This window comes from Halovivax cerinus (genome assembly GCF_024498195.1).
Lineage (GTDB): Archaea > Halobacteriota > Halobacteria > Halobacteriales > Natrialbaceae > Halovivax > Halovivax cerinus.
Genome location: NZ_CP101824.1, coordinates 1136568 through 1158971, shown reverse-complemented (window position 1 = coordinate 1158971; position 22404 = coordinate 1136568). Strand labels below are relative to the sequence as shown.

General features: G+C 66.6%; 22 protein-coding genes. 13 read left to right on the top strand and 9 right to left on the bottom strand.

Annotated features, from left to right (window positions below; translation table 11 throughout):
- The first annotated feature begins 55 nt into the window (after positions 1–55).
- Positions 56–1003, top strand: a complete 948-nt coding sequence (gene truA / locus NO366_RS05400) for a tRNA pseudouridine(38-40) synthase TruA (protein ID WP_256533309.1) — start codon at positions 56–58, stop codon at positions 1001–1003.
- Positions 1004–1035: 32 nt separating this feature from the next.
- Here truA and NO366_RS05395 read toward each other — a convergent pair whose 3' ends face one another.
- The 3 genes from NO366_RS05395 to NO366_RS05385 all read right to left on the bottom strand — a co-directional run bounded on the left by NO366_RS05395 (position 1036) and on the right by NO366_RS05385 (position 3994).
- A complete protein-coding gene (locus NO366_RS05395; protein ID WP_256533308.1) occupies positions 1036–1191 on the bottom strand; it encodes a hypothetical protein in 156 nt (51 codons plus the stop codon).
- Positions 1192–1382: 191 nt separating this feature from the next.
- Positions 1383–3059, bottom strand: a complete 1677-nt coding sequence (locus tag NO366_RS05390; RefSeq protein ID WP_256533307.1) for an MMPL family transporter — start codon at positions 3057–3059, stop codon at positions 1383–1385.
- Positions 3056–3994 (bottom strand): protein translocase subunit SecF, encoded by a 939-nt coding sequence (locus NO366_RS05385; protein WP_256533306.1) that lies wholly within the window; start codon positions 3992–3994, stop codon positions 3056–3058. The genes NO366_RS05390 and NO366_RS05385 overlap by 4 nt, the downstream gene beginning before the upstream one ends.
- 203 nt (positions 3995–4197) lie before the next feature.
- Here NO366_RS05385 and NO366_RS05380 point away from each other — a divergent pair, with 203 nt between their 5' ends.
- Entirely contained in the window at positions 4198–4632 is a 435-nt protein-coding gene (locus tag NO366_RS05380; RefSeq protein WP_256533305.1) for a DUF7968 family protein, read from the top strand.
- Between the two features lie 25 nt (positions 4633–4657).
- On the opposite strand, the gene NO366_RS05375 is transcribed toward NO366_RS05380, so the two are convergent.
- Positions 4658–5149 carry a DUF5812 family protein gene (locus NO366_RS05375; protein ID WP_256533304.1) on the bottom strand — a complete coding sequence of 164 codons (492 nt, stop codon included), beginning with the start codon at positions 5147–5149 and terminating at the stop codon, positions 4658–4660.
- Between the two features lie 87 nt (positions 5150–5236).
- On the opposite strand from NO366_RS05375, the gene NO366_RS05370 reads away from it, so the two are divergent.
- From NO366_RS05370 to NO366_RS05360, 3 genes are all read left to right on the top strand, one after another.
- Positions 5237–6547, top strand: coding sequence for a glucose-6-phosphate isomerase (locus NO366_RS05370; RefSeq protein WP_256533303.1), 1311 nt, complete (start codon positions 5237–5239; stop codon positions 6545–6547).
- A 74-nt stretch (positions 6548–6621) separates the two neighbouring features.
- The gene (locus NO366_RS05365; RefSeq protein ID WP_256533302.1) at positions 6622–7968 is read left to right on the top strand and encodes a CPBP family intramembrane glutamic endopeptidase; all 1347 of its coding nucleotides are present in this window, start codon (positions 6622–6624) and stop codon (positions 7966–7968) included.
- A 110-nt stretch (positions 7969–8078) separates the two neighbouring features.
- Positions 8079–8579, top strand: a complete 501-nt coding sequence (locus NO366_RS05360; RefSeq protein ID WP_256533301.1) for a hypothetical protein — start codon at positions 8079–8081, stop codon at positions 8577–8579.
- A 72-nt stretch (positions 8580–8651) separates the two neighbouring features.
- Here NO366_RS05360 and NO366_RS05355 read toward each other — a convergent pair whose 3' ends face one another.
- Together NO366_RS05355 and NO366_RS05350 are read right to left on the bottom strand one after the other, a co-directional pair.
- Positions 8652–9110 (bottom strand): NOB1 family endonuclease, encoded by a 459-nt coding sequence (locus tag NO366_RS05355; RefSeq protein WP_256533300.1) that lies wholly within the window; start codon positions 9108–9110, stop codon positions 8652–8654.
- A 24-nt stretch (positions 9111–9134) separates the two neighbouring features.
- Positions 9135–9380: a PRC-barrel domain-containing protein gene (locus NO366_RS05350; protein ID WP_256533299.1), complete on the bottom strand. Its 246-nt coding sequence runs from the start codon at positions 9378–9380 to the stop codon at positions 9135–9137.
- A 261-nt stretch (positions 9381–9641) separates the two neighbouring features.
- Here NO366_RS05350 and infB point away from each other — a divergent pair, with 261 nt between their 5' ends.
- Complete coding sequence (gene infB, locus NO366_RS05345) at positions 9642–11447, top strand: translation initiation factor IF-2 (RefSeq protein WP_256533298.1); 1806 nt, start codon at positions 9642–9644, stop codon at positions 11445–11447.
- Positions 11448–11784: 337 nt separating this feature from the next.
- On the opposite strand, the gene hisB is transcribed toward infB, so the two are convergent.
- Positions 11785–12375 (bottom strand): imidazoleglycerol-phosphate dehydratase HisB, encoded by a 591-nt coding sequence (gene hisB / locus NO366_RS05340; RefSeq protein WP_256533297.1) that lies wholly within the window; start codon positions 12373–12375, stop codon positions 11785–11787.
- A 311-nt stretch (positions 12376–12686) separates the two neighbouring features.
- Here hisB and NO366_RS05335 point away from each other — a divergent pair, with 311 nt between their 5' ends.
- The gene (locus NO366_RS05335) at positions 12687–12950 is read left to right on the top strand and encodes a DUF8028 family protein (RefSeq protein ID WP_256533296.1); all 264 of its coding nucleotides are present in this window, start codon (positions 12687–12689) and stop codon (positions 12948–12950) included.
- Between the two features lie 264 nt (positions 12951–13214).
- Here the strand turns inward: NO366_RS05335 and hisA are convergent, their stop codons facing one another.
- Positions 13215–13946 (bottom strand): 1-(5-phosphoribosyl)-5-[(5-phosphoribosylamino)methylideneamino]imidazole-4-carboxamide isomerase, encoded by a 732-nt coding sequence (gene hisA, locus NO366_RS05330; RefSeq protein WP_256533295.1) that lies wholly within the window; start codon positions 13944–13946, stop codon positions 13215–13217.
- 107 nt (positions 13947–14053) lie between these two features.
- Between hisA and NO366_RS05325 the strand changes: the two genes are divergently transcribed.
- The 3 genes from NO366_RS05325 (at position 14054) to NO366_RS05315 (ending at position 16917) form a co-directional block, all read left to right on the top strand.
- Positions 14054–15082 carry an SLC13 family permease gene (locus NO366_RS05325; protein ID WP_256533294.1) on the top strand — a complete coding sequence of 343 codons (1029 nt, stop codon included), beginning with the start codon at positions 14054–14056 and terminating at the stop codon, positions 15080–15082.
- Positions 15083–15221: 139 nt separating this feature from the next.
- Positions 15222–16400 carry an inorganic phosphate transporter gene (locus tag NO366_RS05320; protein WP_256533293.1) on the top strand — a complete coding sequence of 393 codons (1179 nt, stop codon included), beginning with the start codon at positions 15222–15224 and terminating at the stop codon, positions 16398–16400.
- A gap of 88 nt (positions 16401–16488) precedes the next feature.
- On the top strand, positions 16489–16917 hold the full coding sequence (locus tag NO366_RS05315; RefSeq protein WP_256533292.1) for a universal stress protein: 429 nt from the start codon (positions 16489–16491) through the stop codon (positions 16915–16917).
- A gap of 80 nt (positions 16918–16997) precedes the next feature.
- Here NO366_RS05315 and NO366_RS05310 read toward each other — a convergent pair whose 3' ends face one another.
- Positions 16998–17666, bottom strand: a complete 669-nt coding sequence (locus NO366_RS05310) for a DUF485 domain-containing protein (RefSeq protein ID WP_256533291.1) — start codon at positions 17664–17666, stop codon at positions 16998–17000.
- Positions 17667–17838: 172 nt separating this feature from the next.
- Here NO366_RS05310 and NO366_RS05305 point away from each other — a divergent pair, with 172 nt between their 5' ends.
- The 3 genes from NO366_RS05305 to NO366_RS05295 all read left to right on the top strand — a co-directional run bounded on the left by NO366_RS05305 (position 17839) and on the right by NO366_RS05295 (position 22371).
- A complete protein-coding gene (locus NO366_RS05305) occupies positions 17839–19023 on the top strand; it encodes an inorganic phosphate transporter (protein ID WP_256534002.1) in 1185 nt (394 codons plus the stop codon).
- 185 nt (positions 19024–19208) lie between these two features.
- On the top strand, positions 19209–19598 hold the full coding sequence (fer, locus tag NO366_RS05300; RefSeq protein WP_256533290.1) for a ferredoxin Fer: 390 nt from the start codon (positions 19209–19211) through the stop codon (positions 19596–19598).
- A gap of 325 nt (positions 19599–19923) precedes the next feature.
- Positions 19924–22371 (top strand): PAS domain S-box protein, encoded by a 2448-nt coding sequence (locus NO366_RS05295; RefSeq protein WP_343217315.1) that lies wholly within the window; start codon positions 19924–19926, stop codon positions 22369–22371.
- Positions 22372–22404: the final 33 nt, after the last annotated feature.

Below are 22404 nucleotides of genomic sequence, written 5' to 3'. Positions count from 1 at the left end.
GACGGGACGTCCAGACCCGACGGAGCTAACCCGTTCCCGACGGAACCGGCCCGTGATGCGCGCCTATCGGCTCGCCTACGACGGTCGCGACTACCGCGGCTTCCAGCGCCAGCCCGACGTCGATACCGTCGAGGACGCCCTCTTCGACGCCCTCCGGTCGCTCGACGCCTACCGGCCCGCGGGAGCGTCGGCCGCGGCCGGTGGCGACTCGCTCGACGAACCCGTCCCGGACCGCCCCCTGGGCTACGCCGCCGCGGGGCGCACCGACGCCGGCGTCTCCGCGCTCGCCCAGACCGTCGCGTTCTGCGCCCCCGAGTGGCTCACCCCGCGCGCGCTCAACGCCGAACTCCCCGCCGACGTTCGGGCGTGGGCCAGCGCCGACGTCGCCAACTCGTTCCACGCGACCCACGACGCGACGGCGCGAACCTACACCTACCACCTGTACGCGCCGGCCGAAGCCGAGGGCGAAGAGAAGTCCGACTCGTCGACGGGTCGGAGCGGACCGACCACCATCGCCGAAACCGTCGCCCCAACCGACGTCGACGAACGGCGGGTCGACGACGATCGCCTCCGCGAGGCGACGGACGCGCTCTCCGGCACCCACGACTACCACAACCTCACGCCGGACGACGAGGGGACAGAGCGCACGCTCTCGCTCGCGGCCGAGCGCGACGGCGAGTTCGTCGTCCTCACCGTCCGGGCGGGCGGCTTCGCCCGCCAGCTCGTCCGCCGGCTCGTCACCCTGGTCCACCGGGTTGGGACGGGCGAGGCATCGGTCGAGACGATCGATCGGGTGCTGGACCCGGAGCCGGTTCCGGGACACGAGGGGATCCCGCCGGCGCCGCCGGACCCACTCGTTCTCGCGGACGTGACCTATCCCGACGTCGACTTCGCCGTCGACGCGGAGGCGGCGAGGAGCGCCCGCGCCGTCTTCGAGCGAACGCGACGCGACCACGCGACCGGCGCACGCGTCGCCGAACGACTTCGAGACGGCGTTCGGTGAGCGCCACCCTGGTCGATGTGGTATCGGAGGGCCTACAGAAACGCGAAGAGGAGGCCCCCGATAGTCGTGAGAGCGAAGAGGACCAGCAACAGGATTGCTGCCCAGCGACGAGCGTTTCCCGACGGGATCGGGTGGTCGATCCCCGTGTGTGGATCGCGGTCCGGCGGCTTCAGCGAGTTGCGTCCCATTACGCCAACGGAGACCAGCCGTGTACAAAAATGACGGGCCAGTCGACGGGATCTGGACACGTCGAATCACGTCTCGACGGCGGACGGCCGGAGAGACTGCGGACGAGGGCGACCGTCTCCGGGTGCTGTGAGACGAAGCGATAATCCGGAGGGGGGCCGACGTCACCCGACGTCCGGCCAGCGGCGGTTCGTCACTCCTCGCTCGTCAGGAGCTTCCGCAATATGTTCCCGTAGGCCGGGCGCGTGACGAAGACGCCGACGAGCACGCCGAGGATGGTGATGATGGCGAACCCCTTGATGTCGCTCAGGGGCATCACGGCCAGCGGGCTCATGGCGATGATCGTCGTCGCCGCGGCGGCGGCGATGGTCCAGAACGCCTTGCGGAAGCGCGAGTCGAAGACCCGGCCCTGGCTGACGCGGCCCTGGTCCATCACCTCGTCTGCGATGATGACGAGGTCGTCCACCCCCGTCCCGACGACGGCGATGAATCCGGCGACGTGTGCGAGCGTGAGCGCCATCTCCGCCGCGGCGGCCACGCCGAGGAGGATCACGACCTCCGAGAGCGCCGTCACGATCATCGGGAGGGCGACGATCGGGTTGCGATAGCGGAGGTAGACCATCCCGCTGACGGCGAACACCGCCAGGATGCCGACGAGCAGCGAGTTGCTCTTGAACTGATCCGCCAGCGTCGGCGCGACGGACATGATCTGTGCCTCTCCGAAGTCAAGCGGCGCGGGCAGGGCGCCGGCCCGCAGGTTGATCGAGATCTCGCGCGTCTGCTGGTAGGCCTCCTGGTCGTCCTCCTCGCCGCCGATCACCATCACGTACTGCGGATCGGTGTGCCACTGTTCGTTCTCCATCGACTGAGCGAGGTTCGGGTTGAGGCTCAGCGCGCTCACGACCTCCTGATCGGAGACGGTGAGCAGGCACCACTGCTCACCCTGGGCTGCGGAGAAGTCGTAGGAGCCGTCCGCGGTACGCGGAACGGAACACTTCTGCCCGGCACCCTCGGTCGTGAAGCCGATGTCGTTCATCCGGGATTCGTACTCCTCGGCGGTCCCGTCGGCGTGGACGCTGACGTCGACGTGGTGGCCGTTCTGGTTGTCCCACTGCGCCCCGGAGATCGTGTCGAAGTCCTCCTGCTGGAGCACCGTGATGTTTCGCTGGCTCCCGTTGCCGTCGGGGACGTACGCGCGGACCTCGACGGTGCCGCGCTCTTCGAGCAGTGCCCGGAGCTCCTCCGAGCCGTAGCCGGGCGCCTCGGCGACGATGTAGTACCCACCGCCGGTCTGGGTCGTGTACGCCTGTCCGCCAGAGAGGCCGGCTTCGTTGAGTTTGTTCTGGATGACCTCGACCATCCGCTCGCGCGTCGCCGGCGTCACCCCGTCCTCGACGTCGTCCTCGGAGACGTCGTGGCCCTGCGCCGAGAGTGCCTCGGCGAACGACGCCTGCGAGACGTTGGCGTCGAACACCTCGACGGAGTAGTCGTCGTCCTCCTGGTCGTAACGCACCTCGACGTCCGCCGCCTCGACGGTCTCGTACTCGGTCCGGAGTGACTCTCGGACGGACGTTTCGAGATCGGTACCCGCCTGATCCGGCGTCCCGCCGTGGTCCAGTGTGACGTCTTCGACGGTCATTCCGACGATCGGTGCGCTGATGCGGGCGCCGCCGTCAAGCTGGAGGCCGAAGACGAGGTTGTGGAACGACTCGTCCTCGGTCGCGTTTGCACTCGCGTTGTCGCTACCGGGAACGGCGTCGGTCGAGCCGAACATCCCCCCCGGGACGAACAGCGCGTAGACCGCGACGGTCACCAGGAGGACGAGGACTGCCAGGCGCCACCAGTTGGCGACGAACTCGCGGGCGCTCATCGGCCTACCCCCTCGAACTTGTACCAGCGGAGCAAGCTCACGTTGAGCAAGTACGTGTTCATGATGTCGGCCGTGAGCCCGACGGCGAGGATCAATCCGATGTCTCGCATGATCGTGATGCCGAAGAACCACGCGGCGGCGGCCATGACGAGCATCGCGACCGTCGAGGTCAGCGTCATCGTGATCCCCGTCCGCATCGAGCGGTGGACGCTCTCGTAGAACGAGCCGCTCCGACGGATGACGTGGTTGTTGAGCAGGATGTCCGAGTCGACGGAGTAGCCGATGATCATCAAGAGCGCGGCGACGGTCCCGAGGGTGAGGTCGATGCCGAAGAGACTCATGAACGCGAGCGGGATGACGAGGTCCGAGAACGCCGATGCGACCACGGCCAGCGACGGGACGAACGTCCGGAATAGCCCGAACGTGATGGCGCTCATCCCCAGGAAAGCGGCGAACAGGCCGAGGAGCGCCGTCTGCTGGATCTGTGCCCCGAACGACGGCGACGTTACCGAGTCGCCGATCACGATCGTCGTCTCACCGTCCGCGGTCGTCTCGGCGGTGTCCGACGGTTCGAGCGAGGAATCTTCCGCCTGGTCGACGAGCGACTGAAGCACCGCCGACTTATCACCGTCAGCGAACCCGTCCAGTTCGCCGCCGGCGAACTGGACGATGTACTGACCTTCGTCCTGTACCGGCTGGACCGACGTCGGTTCCTGGTCGAACGCGTTGACGACCTCGTCCTGATCGGCCGTGGTCGCGATCGTCAGTTCCGCACCGCCCGTGAACTCGATGCCGAGTGCGAGCGGCGTTCCCGTCAGCGCGAACGTGATCCCCAGGACCGCCACCGCGACGGCGAGGATCGCGAGGGGAACGGCGACGAGCTGGCGGTTCGTGTACGCCTCGTACGCCAGCTCCGGCACCTCGAGTGAGACCATAGATGCTTCCGGCTACCAATGGCCGCAACGTAAACCTTCTCAATCGGAGTCGGGTCCGCGGCGCACCCGCGTTCGGCCCGTCGAGGACGGCGTCGACGCCACCGTCGCGGTGGTCGGGAAGGGTACGGTTTTGCATCGATCAGAGAGGACGGTAGTGCCCGATTCGGCGGCACGGTTTTGCCCGTCGACCCCCTACGGACCGTATGAGCCAGCACACCAGTCGATCGATCCCGAGCGACGACTCGCTCGACGATGGGGACAGCGTGACCGACGACTCGCTCGATGGTGTGGGTGATACGCGCGCCCGCGCTGACCGGGTCGTCGTCTCCTACCCCGCCGACCTCTCGTCGTGGGGCCGGTTTCAGGTGGAGAAGCCGTCGTTCCGCGCGTTCCTGCGGAAGACGCGTGACGTCGCCAGGGAGGGCGACGCCTGGGAGGAGTTCGTCGGCGTGGGCTGCTGCGGGAGCAGTCTCGACGTCCCGCTTCGGGTCGAAGACGTCGACGGCGGTTCCCGCATCGACGCGGACACCGAGATCGAGTACACGGTCCGCGAGGCCTGCGATATCCAGGGGAGCTGGACCGTCCAGAGCGCCGGCGGGCCGGCGCACTCCGGAACGGCCACAGACCGGTCGGACTGAACCAGTTCGACCGCCGGCGGGTCGGTCAGTCGGGCAGGTACCGCACGCTTAGAACACCCTCGTCCGAATCACGGCGGACTTCGACCCTGACCGCGTCGAGTCGTGCGGCCCGGGCGACCGTCTCGAGGTCGTCGAGCACGTCGGCGGCCGCGTTCTCGGTCTCGTCCGGCGGGACGGAGAGGACGTGGAGTTCGCCCGTCCCGGCCCGTTCGACCCGCTCCAGGTCGCCGACGGCCTGGTCGGCGGCGATCTCCCGCTCGTGCGTCGTCGGCGAGAGGTCACTGTCGAGTACGTCGACCGTCCTGCGTGCGTCGAGTTCGTCGATCGTCCAGGTGACCGAGAGCGGCGGCTCCGGCGCGACGGTCGCCTCGATTACCTCGTGCGCCTCCAGGTCGGGGTTCGCCGACAGCGTGTGCACCCGCGCCGTCTCGACGTCCCGAAGGACGGCACTGTCTTCGTCGGCGTGGGTGACGACGAACGTACCCGCCACTGGCTCCGATTCCGTCGGGTCGGTCATCGGCGACACGAGGGGCTCGACGCCTTTCGCAGTTTCGACTCGTGACGTGACGGAACGCCTTTGACGTCGGCTCCCGGGGGTTCGAGCATGGACGTCGACATCGGTAACGCGCTCGCGTCGGTCGCCTCCCCGGGCGTCTCCCGGGATGCACTCGACCGGCTCGACGAGCGAGTGGCCACGGCGCACGAACGAATCGCGGTCGGGCGGGGGGACGACGAACACGGCTACGCGGCGTTGAACCTGCCAGACCGAACGAACCCGGACGAGATCCGGGCGGCCGTCGAGCCGATCACCGGCCCCGACGGCGGGGATATCGAGGCGCTGATCACCGTCGGCATCGGGGGAAGCGCGCTGGGCGCGGCGACGATCGTCGACGCGCTCGATGCAGACCTGGAGACGGTCTTCCTCGACAACGTCGACCCGACCTGGGTTCGAGAGGCCCTCGACGCGCTACCCCTGGAACGGACGGCGATCAACGTCGTCTCCCGCTCCGGAACGACCGCGGAGACGCTGGCGAACTTCCTCGTCGTCCGCGACGCGTTCGAGTCGGCGGGCGTCGACTGGACCGAGCGGACCATCGTCACGACGGGCGAGTCCGGCCCGCTTCGCGACCTCGCAGACGCACACGACCTGCCCGCACTCGACGTCCCCGACGGCGTTCCCGGTCGCTATTCGGCGCTCTCGGCGGTCGGGCTCGTCGCTGCCGCGGCGGCCGACCTCGACCTCGAGGCCCTCCTCGACGGCGCCGCCGCCGAAGCCGAGACGCTCACGGGTTCGCTCTACGAGTGTCCCGCCTACGCCTACGGCGCGACCTGTCACGCCCTCGCCGCACGCGGCGCGCAGGTCAACGCGTTCATGCCCTACGCCGAGTCCCTGGAGACGACTGCCGAGTGGTTCGCCCAGCTCTGGGCCGAGAGCCTCGGCAAGGATGGACTGGGCCAGACGCCCGTTCGCGCGCTCGGCGCGACCGACCAGCACTCACAGCTCCAGCTCTACCGGGCGGGGCCACGGAACACGCAGGTGACGTTCGTCACGCCGCGAGAGCGGGCGAGCCAGTCGATCCCGCCGACCGACGTCGACGACCTCGCCTACCTCGGCGACGGCTCGCTCGCGGACCTGCTCGACGCCGAGTTCCGCGCGACCGAGGCGAGCCTCGCCGCAGCCGGCCGCCCGACGGTTCGCATCGAGATCGAGCGCGTCGACGCGTTCGAACTCGGCGGCCTGCTCTACGGCCTGGAGGCCGCCTGCGTGATGGCCGGCGAACTCGCCGGCGTGAACACCTTCGACCAGCCCGCCGTCGAGTGGGCCAAGAAGGCGACCCGTGGCCTCCTCGGAGGCGGCGACTTCGAGGAGGCGCAGGCGGTGGCCGAGAAGTCGGCGCTTCGTGTCGAGCGATAGCCCAGGCGGCGCGACTGATTCCGCTCCGGCCTGAAATCCACAGGCCCATTACCGTCGTCGCCCAAACCCCACCAATGACCGGCGGGAGCGACTCGACCGACGAAACCGACACGGTCGAACCGGACGGCGGCGACGGGTGGACGCCGAACGCCGAGGACACGGAACCCGACGCCGACCGGGTCGCGGAAGACGCCGATTCGACGGCCGCCGACGGGAGCGCCGGCCCCGGCGGACGCGACGCAGCCGCGGACGCTGCCGATCGAGCCGCCGACGACGCGAGCCAGGACACCGACGACCCCGGCGCGGCCGCGGCGCTGGCCGAGGCCACCGGCGACGCGTCCGTCCTCCTCGCGCTCTTCACGACGACGCTCACCCTGCTGGGCGCCGCCAGGGTGCTTCGGTCCGGGACGACCGACCCGTTCACGCTCGTCGTCGGGGGAATCGCCGCCCTCGCGCTCGGCACCGTCTTCGTCGGCCGCCACGGCCACCTCTCGCGATCGGTGCTCGGGTCGATCGTCGGCGTCGCGAGCGCCGCCGTCGCCGTCCTCTCGGTGTACGGACTCACCCACGGGTACACGACGCCGTTTGGCGTTCCACCCGTCGCTGGCACCCCGGCCTTGCTCGTCTCGCTCGTCGGCGCGGCACTCTCGATCGCCGCCGCGGGCGCGATGTACGCGGGGCTCTCGGGGCGGCAGCTCCGCCGTCGAGGCGGTGCCGCCGCCGGGTTCTGGCTGGTCGGTGCCGTCGGCTACGTCTCGATCATCGCGTGGGCGAACCTGCTCGCGATCGGACTCGTCCTCATCGCCGGCGTGGTGATCACGGACCAACCGGCCACGAGTCGGTCGGTGCTGACCCAGGTAGCGACCGTCCTCGGAACCGGAACGGTCGCGGGCGCGTACCTCGCCCTGACCGATCGCGGCCGCTCGTACGTCGACGTCCGTGTCCCGTCGCTGCGGGATCTCGGCTACGTCGTCGGCGGCGTCGTCGCGCTCGGCGGCATCGCGATCGTGATCGGCGTCATCCTCGGCACGACCGGGACCGAGAGCGCCGGCCACAGCAGCTTCGAGCGGGCCCGGAGCGCGCCGGAACTCCTGCTCGTGCTCGCCGTCGCGTCGATACTCGTCATCGGCCCGTTCGAGGAGTTGCTCTACCGGAACGTGATCCAGAAGGGGCTCACGGGCTACTTCTCCACCCCCGGTGCGATCGTGGTCGCCAGTGTGATATTCGCAAGCGCACACCTGTTCGCCTACGGCGGCGGCCCAGTCGGCGGGTTGCTCGTGAGCCTCGGGATCGTCTTCGTGCTCTCGCTCGCCCTCGGAACGCTGTACGCTCGCACCGGAAACCTCCTGGTTCCCGCGCTGGTCCACGGGCTCTACAACGCGTACACGTACTACTCGCAGTACCTCTCGATGGCCGGTTGAGAGCAGATCGTTAGTTATAGGCACAGAATTCCCACATATACGCATACTATATTATTTATATAGATTTGATAATCCAAAAGATGCTTATCACCATTAGGTGATCGTATAGTATGCCCGCACTGCCAGTGACGCGTTCATCGTTCGCTACATGGGACAGGATATCAGTTGCTGGGTTGTTGAGCGCCATCGCCGTGCTCTGGCTGGCTGCCCGAGCGTTCTTCCTCATGCCGTCGACAGGCATCACAACCGAACTGGGACGCGTTTCGGTAGTTCCCGTTGTGATCGGGGTACTCGCATACAGTTACACGTACCCGGTAGCTTCAATCCCAGAACTCGTTCTCGTTACCGTTTGGGGGATCTTCGCCCAGAGAATTGCGAATTACGGCTGGTATCTCACCTTCGAGACTATGGGAACGGTCTCGATTTCAGCGTCACTCCTGTCCGGTACTGCGCAGGCTCGCCTGATGGTACTGTTGCGGTTTCTCGGACTGGCGATTGTCTTCGCCGGGTTCTACGCCGCGGCGGGCTCTCGACGAGATCGATCGGTCATCAGTGCGCTCATCATGCTCGCCGTTCCGGCCGTGCTCCTCGCCATCCAGGTGATTGTGTGACCCCACGTCGTCGCGGGCGTGATTCGTTTTCACCGCTAGAAGGATGGCTACGAGAGGACGAATCGGGGGAGTTCAGGACGGATTCTTCCGCGTCAGTTCGCTGCCGCAGATCGGACAGCGGTCTTTCTGCTCGTCGAACTCGCGCCCGCAACCGCGACACTGAAAGTGCCAGTCGCGTTGCTCGTCGATCCCGTCGCGAGCGATGAACTCGACGGTCATCGAGAGCTTCTCGGCGACGTTCTGCATCGCGTAATCGTCGGTGACGAGCGTACCGTCGAGTTCGAACGTGGCTGCGACGAGGCGAACGTCGGTGTCGGAGAGCACGTCCAGGTCGCCGGACTCGCGCGCCGCCCGGCGGACCGTCTCGATGGTGTCTTCGTCGGGAATGTGGATGTGCATCCCGGAGCCCTCCATGGCGTCGTAGCGGTAGGCGCTCTCGTCTTCGAGTTCCTCGCGGACGAGCGGGATCGTCGCGGTCTGTTCGGTGGTGTGAAAGTCGTGGATGAACGCCGACGAGTCGAGAACGTACATTGGGCTAGATCGAGTGCAAAGAAATTAGCGTTCGACGACGATGTAATCTTTCACGGCCTGTACCCGGGAGACCGGGATCCGGAAGCGACCGTCCTCGTTCCGGTCGAAGTCGACGACGCGACCCGGCAGTTCCTCGTCCGGTTCGACGATCAGGTCGTGGAGTTCGCCCGAGGAGATGTCCATCGTGATGTTGTAGAGCAACCCGAGTTCGGTCCCGTCCGCGCCCATGACGGACTTGCCCGAGAGGTTTTCGGCGAGTATGTCGCTCATGGCGACAACGTTGCGCCCGTCGGCTATTAACATTCGGGTTCTGAAAGACGAGCGTCTGACGACGGCGACGCGAGAGCGCACCCGCTCCCACCCCGGATCCTCGACCGAGCGTGCTACCAGACCCGGCGAGTGCGTCGGGTCCGGAGCACACGCCGCGAGACGGCGTCGAGGCCCTCCCGCGACGGTCGAAGCCGGGCCGTGACGATGGGTTTAACTGTCGGCCCGGGGACTCTCGACCAAGAGCCTTCTCTGGTGGTTTGCATGTCGGATTCAGACACTGACTCCCCCGAAAACGCCTCGCTCCGGACACCGATCGTCGCCGTGCTCGGCCACGTCGATCACGGCAAGACGAGCCTGCTCGATCAGATCCGTGGCTCGGCCGTCATCGAGGGAGAGGCGGGCGCTATCACCCAGCACATCGGGGCGACGGCCGTCCCGCTAGACGTCATCTCCGCCATCGCGGGCGACCTCGTCGATCCGGACGACTTCGACCTCCCCGGCCTCCTCTTCATCGACACGCCCGGCCACCACTCGTTCACCACCCTGCGCTCGCGCGGGGGCAACCTCGCCGACATCGCGATCCTCGTCGTCGACGTCAACGACGGCTTCCAGCCCCAGACGATCGAGGCGCTCGACATCCTCCAGCGCTCCCAGACTCCGTTCATCGTCGCCGCGAACAAGATCGACACCGTCCCCGGCTGGAACCCGACCGACGACGCTCCGATCAAGCCAACCTACGACGAACAGTCAGACCGCGTCCGGGGCGACCTCGACGAACGCCTCTACGAGATCATCGGCGAGCTCTCCGACGAGGGCTTCTCCGCCGACCTCTACTGGCGAGTCCAGCACTTCCAGCGCAACATCGGCGTCGTCCCCGTCTCCGCGATGACCGGCGAGGGCGTCCCCGACCTCCTGACGGTGATGATGGGCCTCTCCCAGCGCTACATGAAAGAGGAGATGGAGATCGACGTCGCCGGCCCCGGCGTCGGCACCGTCCTCGAGGTCAAAGAAGAGAAGGGGTTCGGGACGACGGTCGATATCGTCCTCTACGACGGGACGATCCGCACCGACGACACGATCGTCGTCGGGGGCACGACCGAACCAATCGTCACCGACGTCCGCGCCCTCCTCCAGCCCCGGCCCCTGGCCGAGATCCGGACCGAGAGCCGCTTCGAACAGGTCGAACAGGTCGACGCCGCCGCCGGGATCAAGGTCGCCGCACCCGACCTCGACGACGCCATGGCCGGCGCCCCTGTCCGCGTCGTCCGCGATCGCGCCCTCGACGACGTGATCGAGGAAGTCGAAGCCGAACTCGCCGAGATCGCCGTCGACACCGACGAACAGGGTGTCGTCGTCAAGGCCGACACGCTCGGCAGCTTAGAAGCCATGGCCGACGCACTCGGCGAGGCCGAGATTCCCATCGTCCGCGCCGAAGTCGGCGACGTCGCCCCGCGCGACGTCTCCGTCGCCTCCACCGCCGACGAGCACAAACAGCGGGTCATCCTCGGGTTCAACGTCGACGTCCTCGACGACGCCGAAGAACGCGCCGAGATCGACGACGTCCGCGTCTTCACCGACGACGTCATCTACCAGCTCGTCGAGGGCTACGAGGACTTCGTCGAGGAACTCGAACGCGCCCAGCAGGACACCGTCCTCGAGAACATCACCCGCCCGGCCCGCTTCCGGATCCTCCCCGACCACGTCTTCCGCCAGAACGACCCCGCCGTCGTCGGCGTCGAGGTCAATTCGGGAACCCTCCAGAACAACGAACACGTCGTCCGCTTCGAGGGCAACGACACCACCCGCGTCGGCCAGATCAAGGGCATCCAGGAGCAGGGCGAGGACGTCGACGAGGCCCGCGCCGGCACCCGCGTCTCCGTCGCCATCGACGGCCCCACCGTCGGTCGCCAGATCCACGAAGACGAAGAACTCTGGGTCGAACTCCCCGAGAAACACGCCAAGATTCTCGAGCAGGAACTCGCCGAGGAGATCCCCGGCGACGAGCGCGAAGCGCTCAACATGTACCTCGACAACCACCGCAAGCGCGACCCCTTCTGGGGGAAGTGACGCCGGTTTCTGCAGGCGTCGCCCCCTCGCCGCCACTTGCACCCGGCGTCAGAAGCGGTTCCGGTGCCCCTCGTGACACGTATCGACGGAAGAGCCCGTCGAGCGCCGTCGTAAACACCGGTCGAGCACTATCGTGAACGTCGATCGGGCGCTATCGTGAACTCGGTCGGGGTGTGTCGTCCACGTCCCCACCAGTCCGTCGACGGCCACCGGCAGCCGTTTTGGACCCATACGTCAAGTAGTATCACACCCACCCGTCCGCCCTGGTCCGACGGCGCGAAACGCGGGTAACGTGGCAAGGATTTGTGCGGTTCGGTTCGTCGGTCGCGAGTGCTCCCTACAGTTCGCCTTTCGTACTCGGCGTCGCGTCGGCGCGCCGGTCGTCGATCTGTGTCGCGTCGTCGAGCGTGCGGGCGGCGGCCTTGAACAGCGCCTCGATCTCGTGGTGGGCGTTCTCGCCATCGATTTCGGCGTGCATCGTGAGGCCGGCCTCGGTCGCCACCGAGCGCCAGAAGTGTCGCGCCATGTGGCTCGTCAGGTCGCCGACCGACGCCTGGGAGAACTCGCCGTCGAAGCGAAAGAGCGGGCGGCCGCTGACGTCGACGACGACGCTCGCGACGGCCTCGTCGAGTGGAATCCGGCGGTCGGCGAAGCGGACGATTCCCGTACGGTCGCCGAGCGCCTCGTCTATCGCGGCGCCGAGGCAGAGGCCGACGTCCTCGACGGTGTGGTGGTCGTCGACGTGGAGGTCACCATCGCACACGACCGAGAGGTCGAACAGACCGTGGGTCGCGACTGCGGAGAGCATGTGGTCGAAGAAGCCGATGCCCGTCTCGACCTCGGCCTCGCCCGCGCCGTCTATCGCGAACGAACACTCGATCGTCGTCTCGGCCGTCTCCCGCGAGACCGTCGCGGATCGATCGCTCATGCCCGAGACACGGGCCCGCTCGTACAAGGCGATTCCGTTCGCGCCACCTCCCGCCCGCTCGCCCGGCCGCCCGGAGACGACGCGGCTGGAGCGAGCCGGGCGCGATCGCGAGAGCGTGTGGAGCGCGCGATACTCGGGGTTGACCGGCAGAGGGTGGCACAAAATCCGTTTTGAAAGGTCTCGTCGGTTCTAAAGGCGTTAAAAAATATAGTAACGGACGGATAAAACGGTGAAGCTTCGCGAAACCACCCCAATATTGGTCGGTCTATATGACGGTACAGCACACGTGGTTCTCACGAGCACTGATCACAATGCCGTCGAAGTCCTCCCACCTCGTCCCTGGCACGCTGGTCCGGATCGGTCGCGAACTCGATGCCGTGCTGTCGCCGATCGTTCGCACCGTCAAATCACCCCTGCAGGCTCTCTCGTTCTGGGGTGCGATCGGACTCCCCTTCGCCCAGATCGGCCTGCTGGCCAACGGGCTCGAGACCGCCTCCGCGACGCTCACGTTCGTCGGGCTCCTCGCGCTCAACGTCGCCGCCCTGTACGTCGGCCACGGCCACAAACAGCGGTGACGCCGGGGACGTGCGGGTTTCGTACCACGAGGCCGCGCTCGTCTGGGCCCCACACCTCACTCGGGAGGCGTTCCCCCTCACTCGTCGGTGTTCGTCGGTTCTCGGGCGCTATCTCCAGATTCGGCGCCAGAGCGCCGTCACCAACTTCGGTGCTCGAGTCGTGTCGACGCCTAATTTTCGTCACCAGCCTCGGTAGTCGACTTTCGGCTCCACCCGAGCGTCACGCGACACTCGGCCACCAGCCAGCGCCACTCGTCTACGGGGTCACACGTCTACGTACTCGTACGCCTCGGTGAGCGAGAACCGCCCCTCGTAGAGTGCGCTGCCGACGACCGCAGCGGCCGCACCGGCCTCCCGGAGCGTCCCGACGTCGTCGAGGGTCGCGACGCCACCGCTGGCGATCACCGGCAGGTCCGTCGTCGCGACGAGTTCGCGGACGGGCGCCGCGGCGATGCCGTCGAGTCGGCCCTCGACGTCGACGTTCGTAAAGAGGATCGCGGCGGCACCCAGTTCAGCGTAGCGCTCGGCCGCTGCGGTCGGAGTCAGGCCCGTCCCCTCGGTCCAGCCTTCGACGACGACTTCGCCGTCCTTCGCGTCGAGGCTCACCACGACCGAGTCGGGGTGCGTCTCGCTGATCTCGCGGACGATATCGGGGTTCTCGACGGCAGCCGTTCCGAGGATGACCCGGTCGACACCGCGGTCGAGTAGTGAGATGGCTTCCGCTGCGGTGCGGATACCGCCGCCGAGCTGGACGGGGACGGAGACGGCGTCGACGAGCGTCTCGATGGTCTCGGCGTTCGCCCGTTCGCCCTCGAAGGCACCGTCCAGGTCGACGAGGTGCAGCGACCGGGCGCCCGCGTCGATCCAGCGTTCGGCCGCCTCGACGGGGTCGCCGTAGCGCTTCCCTGTGCCGCGCTCGCCCTGGACGAGTTGCACGACCTCGCCGTCCTGTATATCGACCGCGGGGATCACCTCGAACGTGGAGAAACTGTCCATACGTACGGAGGCGAGCGGCGCCGAAGTAAGGGTGCTGGTCCGCGATCGGCGGATCGCCGCAGTCACGCACCTGACGGACCACGGCCGTCCATCGTCCGCGGACTGTGATGGGCCCTGGTTTGCAGACGGTGGCGGCACCCGATCCCCGGACGGTGGTGGTAGACGCCCGACCGCTCGCCGCACAGCCCGTCGATCCGTCGCCCCTGTCGCCGGCGATGCTCGTCGTCGTCGCGATCGTCGTGGTCGCAGTCGTCCTTTTCGTCACCCAGCCGGTGCCACTCGACGTCACCGCACTCGGCGTGATCGTCGCCCCCGACGGCGATCTCGTCGGAGAGACGCTCGAATCGACGAGTTTCCGACAGCGGTACGGTGCGACGGTGCTCGCTCTGCGACTCGGGCCGGACGTGTTCAACACGCGGATTGACCTGCGCCCGCTTCGCGGTGGCGACACCCTGCTCGTCCAGGCGAGTTACGACGCGCTCGATCGCCTCGGACGGAACCGAAACGTCATCGTCGCCCAGGAGTTCACCCGGTCGACCTACCGGCGTGAGAAGCTCCCCCTCGCGCTCGGAATCGTCGCCGGCGTCGTCGGACTCGCAGCTCTCGACGTCCAGCCGATCCTCGTGACGGCGATCGCCGGTGCCGGCGCGATGGTCGCCGCCGGCATCCTCGAGCCCCGCGAACTCTGGGACGGCGTCGACTGGAGCGTGATCGTCCTGCTCGCGGGGCTCATCCCGCTCGGTATCGCGCTGGAGGTGACCGGCGCCGCGGCCTTTCTGGCCGGGTACGCGGTGGCCGCCGTCGGCGATTTGCACGTCGTCCTCGTCCTCGGCCTGCTGTATCTCTGTACGGCGTTGCTGACGGAACTGCGCTCGAACAACGCGAGTGCCGTCCTCATGATCCCGATCGGGTTCGACGTGGCCGTTCGCCTGGGTGCGGATCCCTACGACTTCGACCTCGCGGTCGTCTTCGCCTGCTCGACGCCACTTCTCTCGCCCGTCGGCTACCAGACGAACCTGATGGTCTACGGTCCCGGCGGCTATCGATTTGGCGACTTCGCACGGGTTGGCGCCCCGCTGCAGGTGGTGCTCGCCGTCGTGACGACGCTCGGAATCGTGGTGATCTGGGACGTGTAACCGCGACGGGCCGAGCGCCTCGCCGCGATTATCGGCCGGGCTGGGGACGACAGGTAGCGGCCAGACTGCTGACGACGAGGAGCGGACGCCTGTGGAAAAGGCAATACCTACATCAGGGCGGACGGCATTTCCCGGTAGTATGGTAGAGACGGTGGTGATCGTCGGTGTGATCGCCTCGCTCTTCGTCGGGTTCAACATCGGTGGCTCCTCGACCGGAATCGCGTGGGGGCCAGCGGTCGGCGCCGGGTTGTTGAAGAAGACGACGGCGGCGGCACTGATGACGGTCTTCGTCTTCCTCGGGGGGTGGACCGTCGGTCGGGAGGTGATGGACACGCTCTCCGGGGGCATCGTCACTGGTGAACTCTCGCTCACGGCGGGCGTCGCCGTCCTCTTCTTCATCGGTCTCGGCATCCTCGTCGCGAACGTCTTCGGCGTCCCGGTGCCGACGTCGATGACGACGGTAGGGGCGATCGCCGGGCTCGGACTGGCGACGGGAACGCTAAACTACGAGACGATCGCCTGGATCCTCTCGTGGTGGATCGTCACGCCGATCATCGGCTTCTGGGTCGGCGCGGTGATGGGCCGGTACGTCTACCCCGAGTTGAACCGACGGGTGGGCATCGAGAATTCGCCGGGACCGCTGCTCACGTTCGACCGACGCGACGGCGGGGTACCGACGCCGGCGCTCGGACCGAACACGACGCAACGCGAGTTCGTCAGCACGGTCGTCGTCTTCGTCGTCGGCTGTTATATGGCCTTCAGCGCGGGCGCCAGCAACGTGCCAAACGCCGTCGCTCCGCTCGTCGCGTCCGACGCCCTGCCGGAGAACCAGGCGATCCTGATCGCGACGCTGGCGATCGGGCTGGGTGGCTTTACGATCGCCCGCCGAACGATGGAGTCCGTGGGGGGCGAGCTGAGCGACATTCCCCTGCTCGCAGCGCTGATCGTCATGGTCACGGCCTCGACGATCACGACCGTCCTCTCGTCGATGGGCATCCCGATCAGCCTCGTGATGGGGTCGGTCATGACGATCGTCGGGCTCGGCTGGGGCCGGGCGACCCGACCGGTTACCGTCCGCGAGGCGGTCGCAGGCGGGGCAGGAGAGGCGGAGATCGCGATGGGAGCGCTCACCGCCGAGGAGACGGCGGGCGCCGAACCGCGCCCGATCGGCGAAGCCGAGCGGAGCGAGGTGCTAGACGCGCGCGACCTGTTCAACCCGGGCGCCATCATCAAGTACATCTCGATGTGGATAATCGGACCGACGATGTCGACCGCTCTGGCCTACGGCTTCTTCGTACTCGCCCCCGGCGTCGCGTGAGCCGATCACGCGACAGTGGCACCGTCCGATCCGGAACGCGGCAGGTCTGACCCCCGCACTTATTGATCGGCTCGACGTTGTGTCTCGCATGAGTGGTCGCGTCCTCGTCCCGATGGACGACTCCGAGATGGCCGAGCGAGCCCTCGAGTACGCGCTCGACACGCATCCCGACGCCGACGTGACCGTCCTCACGGTCGTCGGCGTGCCATCGATGCTGATGGGCGACGCAGTCAGTCTCGCACTGGAAACCGATCTTGACGAAGCGTCGCGGGAACACGCCGACCCCGTACTCGAGCGCGCCCGCACCATCGCGGCCGAACACGACCGAGAGATCGACACCGTCGTCGGCCTGGGCCATCCGGCGCGAGTCATCGTTCGCGACGCGGACGACTACGACGTCATCGTGATGGGCAGCCACGGCGAACACAGCGCGGACGTCACACGGCGATTTCTGGTCGGCAGCGTCGCGAAAGAAGTGTTCCGCCGGTCGCCCGTCCCCGTCACGTCGGTCCGGTGATCGAACCGATCCGGTGAGGGTGTGGACGCGATTCCGACGCGCGAACGACGAGCGTCGATTCGATCGACTGACCGAACGAGTTACTCCTGCGCCTCGTCGTTCTCGGCGGTCTCTTCGATCAGTTCCTCGACTTCGTCTTCACGTGGTCGGCGGTCGACACGCTCCTCGACCGACTCGACCTGCTTCTGTACCTCCTCGATCTGCTCGCCGACGGCCTCTTCGATGGTGTCCGGAACCGTCTCCTCGACGGTTTCGGCGACCGTCTCACCGACCGTCTCTTCGACGGTCTCCCCGACCGTTTCCTCGACCGTCTCACCGACTTTCTGCTCGACGGTTTCACCAACCGTTTCTTCGACCGTCTCGCCAACCTTCTCGTCCATCGTCTTCTCCACTGTCTCCTCCACAGTTTCGCCGACTTTCTGTTCGACCGTTTCGCCGACAGTCTCTTCGACCGTTTCGCCGACCTTCTCGTCGACAGTCTTCTCGACCGTCTCCTCGACGGTTTTTCCCACCGTCTCGTCCATCGTCGCACCGACCTCCTTCTCGACGGACTCGCGGACGGCGGTCGTCATCCAGTCGGGATCGAATCGGGACATCTTCCAGACGACGTGGACGACGTACGAGGCGAAGACGCCGACCCCGAACGCGAGGCCGACGTTCGTATCACCGGTGGCGATCAGCCCGATCGAGAGGACGATCAAGGCGCCGTAGGTCAGATCGACGATCGCATCAATGCGGACCGGGTTCATGGCTACGACCTTGCGTCGTACCCCGGTAAAACCTCTGGATTGGCGATCGTCGGCGAACGATGCGGGCGATCGTCGTGTCGGCGAAGGCGAGCAATTCCCCAGGGTCGTCGCCCCCGGTCAGTGCAGATGGACGTTCTTTTGAGAGCGGACGGTGTGGGTGGAGATAGATACCGTGTTGGAACCGCTCCTCGTCGTCGGATTGGGCGTCGCCGTCTTCGTCGGGTACAACATCGGCGGCGCCACGACCGGCCCGGCCTTCGGCCCGGCCGTCGGCGCGAACGTGATCTCGAAGGTGATGGCCGCCGGCCTCATGGCCGTGTTCTTCTTCCTCGGCGCTATCACGATCGGCCCCCAGGTCGTCACGACCCTCGGGGAGGAACTGGTCACGAACACCGGGATCTTCACGATGCGGGCGAACGTCGCCGTCCTCTTCTTCATCGGCGGGGCCCTGTTCGTCGGCAACTACGCCGGCGTCCCGGCCTCGACGTCGATGACCGCCGTCGGCGCCATCGCCGCGCTTGGGTTCGCGACGGACGCGGTGAACTGGGTCGTCCTCGGCGAGATCGTCAGCTGGTGGATCGTCGCCCCGATCCTCGGCTTCTGGGTCTCCGGCGTCATCGGGCGGTACTTCTACCCGCGGATCAACGCCTGGATCGCGATCGAGGGTAGTGACGACGAAGACGAGCTCATGGTGCAGATCGCGTGGCACGGGATCGTCCCCCGAATCCAGTTCGGACCGACGGCCGATCGGCGCGAGAAGACGGGCGCGCTGGTCGTCGTCGCTATCGGCTGTCTGATGGCCTTCTCCTCGGGGACGAGCAACATCGCGAACGCGATCGCCCCCATCTACGGGACCGGCGAGGTCGAGATGATCCCGCTGATCCTGCTCGGTTCCGTCGCGGTCGCCGTCGGCTGTTTCACCATCGCCCGCCGCACGCTCGACACGCTGGGCAACGACATCACGAATCTGCCGCTGACCGCAGCGATCGTCGTCGCCGTCGTGAGTTCCTCCATCGTCATCGTCCTCTCCTCGCTCGGCGTCCCCGCGAGTTTCGTCGTCATCGCCACGATGAGCATCATCGGCCTCGGCTGGGGTCGCGCCACCCGGACGACGCGACTGTCCGAGGCCGCGCGCGGAGAGGAGACGCACGTCTCCGTCGGCGCACTGGCAGCGGAGAAGGCGGGCGAGGCGCCGCCGGAGATCGGCGAGGAGGAACCCACCGACATCCCCCGTGCCTCGGACCTGTTCGACCCTGGGACGACCGCCCGCGTGATCATCATGCAGAACGTCGTCCCGGCCATCTCGACCATCGGCGCCTACCTCACATTCCGGTTCGTGCCGCTCTTCGGGTTCTAGCCGACGTCAGCGTGGGCAGCAATCGATCGGGGCCGTCCCCGCAATCGCCGGGCAGCGCGTGACGGGCTACCCTCGATTCTGCGGGAAACGGGCGTCACGCCGTCGATTCTCGAGATATCCTACGTGATTTACGATGCAAGTCGCAACAGCAAGGTATTACAGGGCGGGTGCCGAATCCTCCGCTGATGCCCACGGTAGAATACTTAAACTACGAAGTGCTGGACGATCACGGCTGGGAGATGGACGACGACGACCTCTTCGACCAGGCCGCCGACGCCGGCCTCGACGACGAGGACTACGGCACACTGGAGGTCAACGAGGGCGAGTACATCCTCGAAGCCGCCGAAGCTCAGGGCTACGACTGGCCCTTCTCCTGTCGCGCCGGCGCCTGCGCGAACTGCGCGGCCATCCTCAAAGAGGGCGAACTCGAGATGGACATGCAACAGATCCTCTCCGACGAGGAGGTCGAAGAGAAGAACGTCCGTCTCACCTGCATCGGGCACGCCCTCACCGACGAGGTCAGGATCGTCTACAACGCGAAGCACCTGGACTACCTGCAAAACCGCGTCATCTGAGCGACTCTCGTCTGTTCAGCGGCTCCGTTCTATTCGATAGTCGTGCGGATTCTCCCTCGTATCAGCGGTGGCGATTCACACGATCGAAGCGACCAGTGTGCCAGTTCAGATAGAAAAACGGCGCGACGGATACCGACGAATACGATTCTGGTCACCACCTGGCGTTCACCTGAACGATTCGTGAGAGCCTGGATTTTCAGAGCCGAGACTGTAGTACGGCGTTCCGTCACGGGCAAAGCACCTAACATCGTCCGCTACGTTACCCGTGTCAGAGAACAGCAATGGACGAACGCCAAGGGTTCGAAATACCCCTGTCTGACGACGAGTGTGCACACCTCGACGACGTACTCGAGCGGAGTGCGAGGAATACGGGTTCGACGGCGACCACTGGAGCGCAGAGTGGGTCGCCGCCTACGTTGACCGGCGGTTCGACGCGTCGATCACGCTGTCGACGGCTCGGAAGTATCTGTACTCGACGGTGACGGGGAATTCCAACGGATCCGACGCGTACACGAGTCTCTTCGAGAGTCTCTCTGATGGTCTGCTCGTAACGGACGTCCGGAGCGGCGAAGTTCTCGACGTCAACCCGGCGTGTCTGGAGTTACTCGGATACGCTCGAGACGCACTACTGGGCTCTAAGATCGATCGGATCGTCGCAGGGGATTCAGCGGGTACGCTCGCCAGGGCGAGAGACCGTCGCAGGGTCGGGGACTCGGACTCGATACAGTGTAAGTGTAAACTGCGACGGGCAGACGGAACGTCGCTCCCGGCTGATCTCCAACTCACAACAGTGACTGTCGACGGAACAGAGAGCGGATTGTACCGCGTCCGCGACATCAGCGAACAGGAAGAGCGAACGCTGCGCCGGGAGTGGAACCTGATCACCACCCTCTTCGAAGCGTTTCCGGAACCGGTCGTCCACGTCGAGTTCGTCGACGAGCGGCCGATCGTCCTCGCGGTCAACGAGGCATTCTCGGAGACGTTCGGGTTCGAGGAAGCGGCGATCGTAAACGAGAACCTGAACGAAGCCATCGTACCCGGCTACGAACCCGATCTCGGTCCGATCGACGACCGTGAACGACGGCGCCCGGTGGAAAAAGAAGTCAAGCGAGTCACGGACGAGGGGGAACGTGACTTCCTGTTTCGGTCGTTACCGCTGCACGATCAACAGGACGCAGAGAGGGTCGAATCTATCGGCGTCTACGTGGATATTACGGAGCGCCAGGAGACCCAGCGAAAACTAGAGGAGGTGAACACGCGCCTTCAGCTCGCCCTCGAGGCGACCGATACCGGCGTCTGGGAGTGGAATGCCGACACCGCCGAGGTCGTCTGGGACGACGCGTCCGAGCGGTTGTACGGCTTCGAACCCGGCGAGTTTTCGAATTCCTGTGAAACGTTCCTGGATCGCGTTCACCCGACGGATCGACCGACCGTCGAAGCGGCGATGGCATCGGCAAGCGACGGGGAGGAGACGATCGACGTCGACTTCCGCGTGCAATCGATCGACGGCCCGCTTCGGTGGATCCGCGCCCGCGGCGTCAGCACCGGGGACGACCGGGCACGAGTGCTCGGTATCCAGACGGACGTCACGGATCGAAAGCGACACGAACGGGAACTCGAACGGGAACGTGCGCTCAACCGCGGTGTCCAGAAGGCCCTGATCACGTCCCACCGGCGTTCAGAATTGGAACGGGCGATCGTCGAACAGCTCCTACAGCAGGGGTACGGATTAGCCTGGATCGCCGAGCGGGTCGAAGATCGGCTCGAACCGCGTATCGCCAGCGGCGACGAGGGACTCCTCGATCGGTTCGACCGCTCGGTGTCCGCCGACGGGCTCCAACGCGAGCCGTGTCTGGACGCGAGCCGGAGCGGTGAGGCGACGTTCATCCAGGACGTATCGGCGCTCCCGGACCGAGCGTGGTCCGCGGCAGCCGAGGAGGCCGGGTTCCGAAGTTGCGCAGGGATTCCCCTGACGTACAACGACGTCGCCTACGGGATGCTCGGCGTCTACCACGACCGGGCCGGCTGGTTCACGGAGAACGAGCGGCGACTGCTCGGCGATCTGGCCGACAACGTCGCGTTCGCCGTCCACAGTCTCGAGACCGAGCGGGCGCTCGCCTCGGACCACACCGAGGAGGTCTCACTCACGGTGAATTCCGACGCGTACTATCTCGTCTCGGTGGCCCGGAACGGCGGCTTCGAGGCCTGCGATCGCGTCCGCGTTCGCGGAACGATCCAGCGAGGAACCGCGTCCGTCCTCCAGTACCTCACCGTCGAGGGCGGATCGAACGGGGCCGTTCGGGACGCGCTCGCCGAGCACCCGCACGTGAGCGACGTCAGCGTCGTCGACCCCGACGAGCCGAGCCGATTCCAGGTGGTCGTCGGGGAGAGCGTTCCGGAGGCCGTCCTGGCGTCGCGCGGCGCGACCGTTCACTCGACGGTTATCGACCCGGACGGCGCGACGATAACGCTCGAAGCGCCGGCGAAGAAAGCCGTTCGAACGATCGTCGAGGCGATCGAAGACCGGTTCGAGAACGTGTCCGTCCGCTCGGTCGGAACGACCGCGGCCGCGGACGCTGCGACGTGGGCTGAGGCGCTGACGGAGAAACAGGCGACGGCGCTGAAGGCCGCCTATCATCGCGGCTACTTCGAGCAGCCGCGACGGAGTTCGGCCACCGAAGTCGGCGAATCACTCGGGATCAGCCACTCGACGTTTCTCCAGCATCTCCGGGCCGCCCAGCGGAAGACGTTCGAACGACGCTTCGAGAGATAGCGGCGAACGCTCCCGGCGAGGCGATCGGGACGT

Bases quoted from the DNA above. Each gene is read 5' to 3' on its own strand.
- truA (WP_256533309.1), top strand. From the start codon at position 56: ATGCGCGCCTATCGGCTCGCCTACGACGGTCGCGACTACCGCGGCTTC.
- NO366_RS05395 (WP_256533308.1), bottom strand. From the start codon at position 1,191: ATGGGACGCAACTCGCTGAAGCCGCCGGACCGCGATCCACACACGGGG.
- NO366_RS05390 (WP_256533307.1), bottom strand. From the start codon at position 3,059: ATGAGCGCCCGCGAGTTCGTCGCCAACTGGTGGCGCCTGGCAGTCCTC.
- NO366_RS05385 (WP_256533306.1), bottom strand. From the start codon at position 3,994: ATGGTCTCACTCGAGGTGCCGGAGCTGGCGTACGAGGCGTACACGAAC.
- NO366_RS05380 (WP_256533305.1), top strand. From the start codon at position 4,198: ATGAGCCAGCACACCAGTCGATCGATCCCGAGCGACGACTCGCTCGAC.
- NO366_RS05375 (WP_256533304.1), bottom strand. From the start codon at position 5,149: ATGACCGACCCGACGGAATCGGAGCCAGTGGCGGGTACGTTCGTCGTC.
- NO366_RS05370 (WP_256533303.1), top strand. From the start codon at position 5,237: ATGGACGTCGACATCGGTAACGCGCTCGCGTCGGTCGCCTCCCCGGGC.
- NO366_RS05365 (WP_256533302.1), top strand. From the start codon at position 6,622: ATGACCGGCGGGAGCGACTCGACCGACGAAACCGACACGGTCGAACCG.
- NO366_RS05360 (WP_256533301.1), top strand. From the start codon at position 8,079: ATGCCCGCACTGCCAGTGACGCGTTCATCGTTCGCTACATGGGACAGG.
- NO366_RS05355 (WP_256533300.1), bottom strand. From the start codon at position 9,110: ATGTACGTTCTCGACTCGTCGGCGTTCATCCACGACTTTCACACCACC.
- NO366_RS05350 (WP_256533299.1), bottom strand. From the start codon at position 9,380: ATGAGCGACATACTCGCCGAAAACCTCTCGGGCAAGTCCGTCATGGGC.
- infB (WP_256533298.1), top strand. From the start codon at position 9,642: ATGTCGGATTCAGACACTGACTCCCCCGAAAACGCCTCGCTCCGGACA.
- hisB (WP_256533297.1), bottom strand. From the start codon at position 12,375: ATGAGCGATCGATCCGCGACGGTCTCGCGGGAGACGGCCGAGACGACG.
- NO366_RS05335 (WP_256533296.1), top strand. From the start codon at position 12,687: ATGCCGTCGAAGTCCTCCCACCTCGTCCCTGGCACGCTGGTCCGGATC.
- hisA (WP_256533295.1), bottom strand. From the start codon at position 13,946: ATGGACAGTTTCTCCACGTTCGAGGTGATCCCCGCGGTCGATATACAG.
- NO366_RS05325 (WP_256533294.1), top strand. From the start codon at position 14,054: ATGGGCCCTGGTTTGCAGACGGTGGCGGCACCCGATCCCCGGACGGTG.
- NO366_RS05320 (WP_256533293.1), top strand. From the start codon at position 15,222: ATGGTAGAGACGGTGGTGATCGTCGGTGTGATCGCCTCGCTCTTCGTC.
- NO366_RS05315 (WP_256533292.1), top strand. From the start codon at position 16,489: ATGAGTGGTCGCGTCCTCGTCCCGATGGACGACTCCGAGATGGCCGAG.
- NO366_RS05310 (WP_256533291.1), bottom strand. From the start codon at position 17,666: ATGAACCCGGTCCGCATTGATGCGATCGTCGATCTGACCTACGGCGCC.
- fer (WP_256533290.1), top strand. From the start codon at position 19,209: ATGCCCACGGTAGAATACTTAAACTACGAAGTGCTGGACGATCACGGC.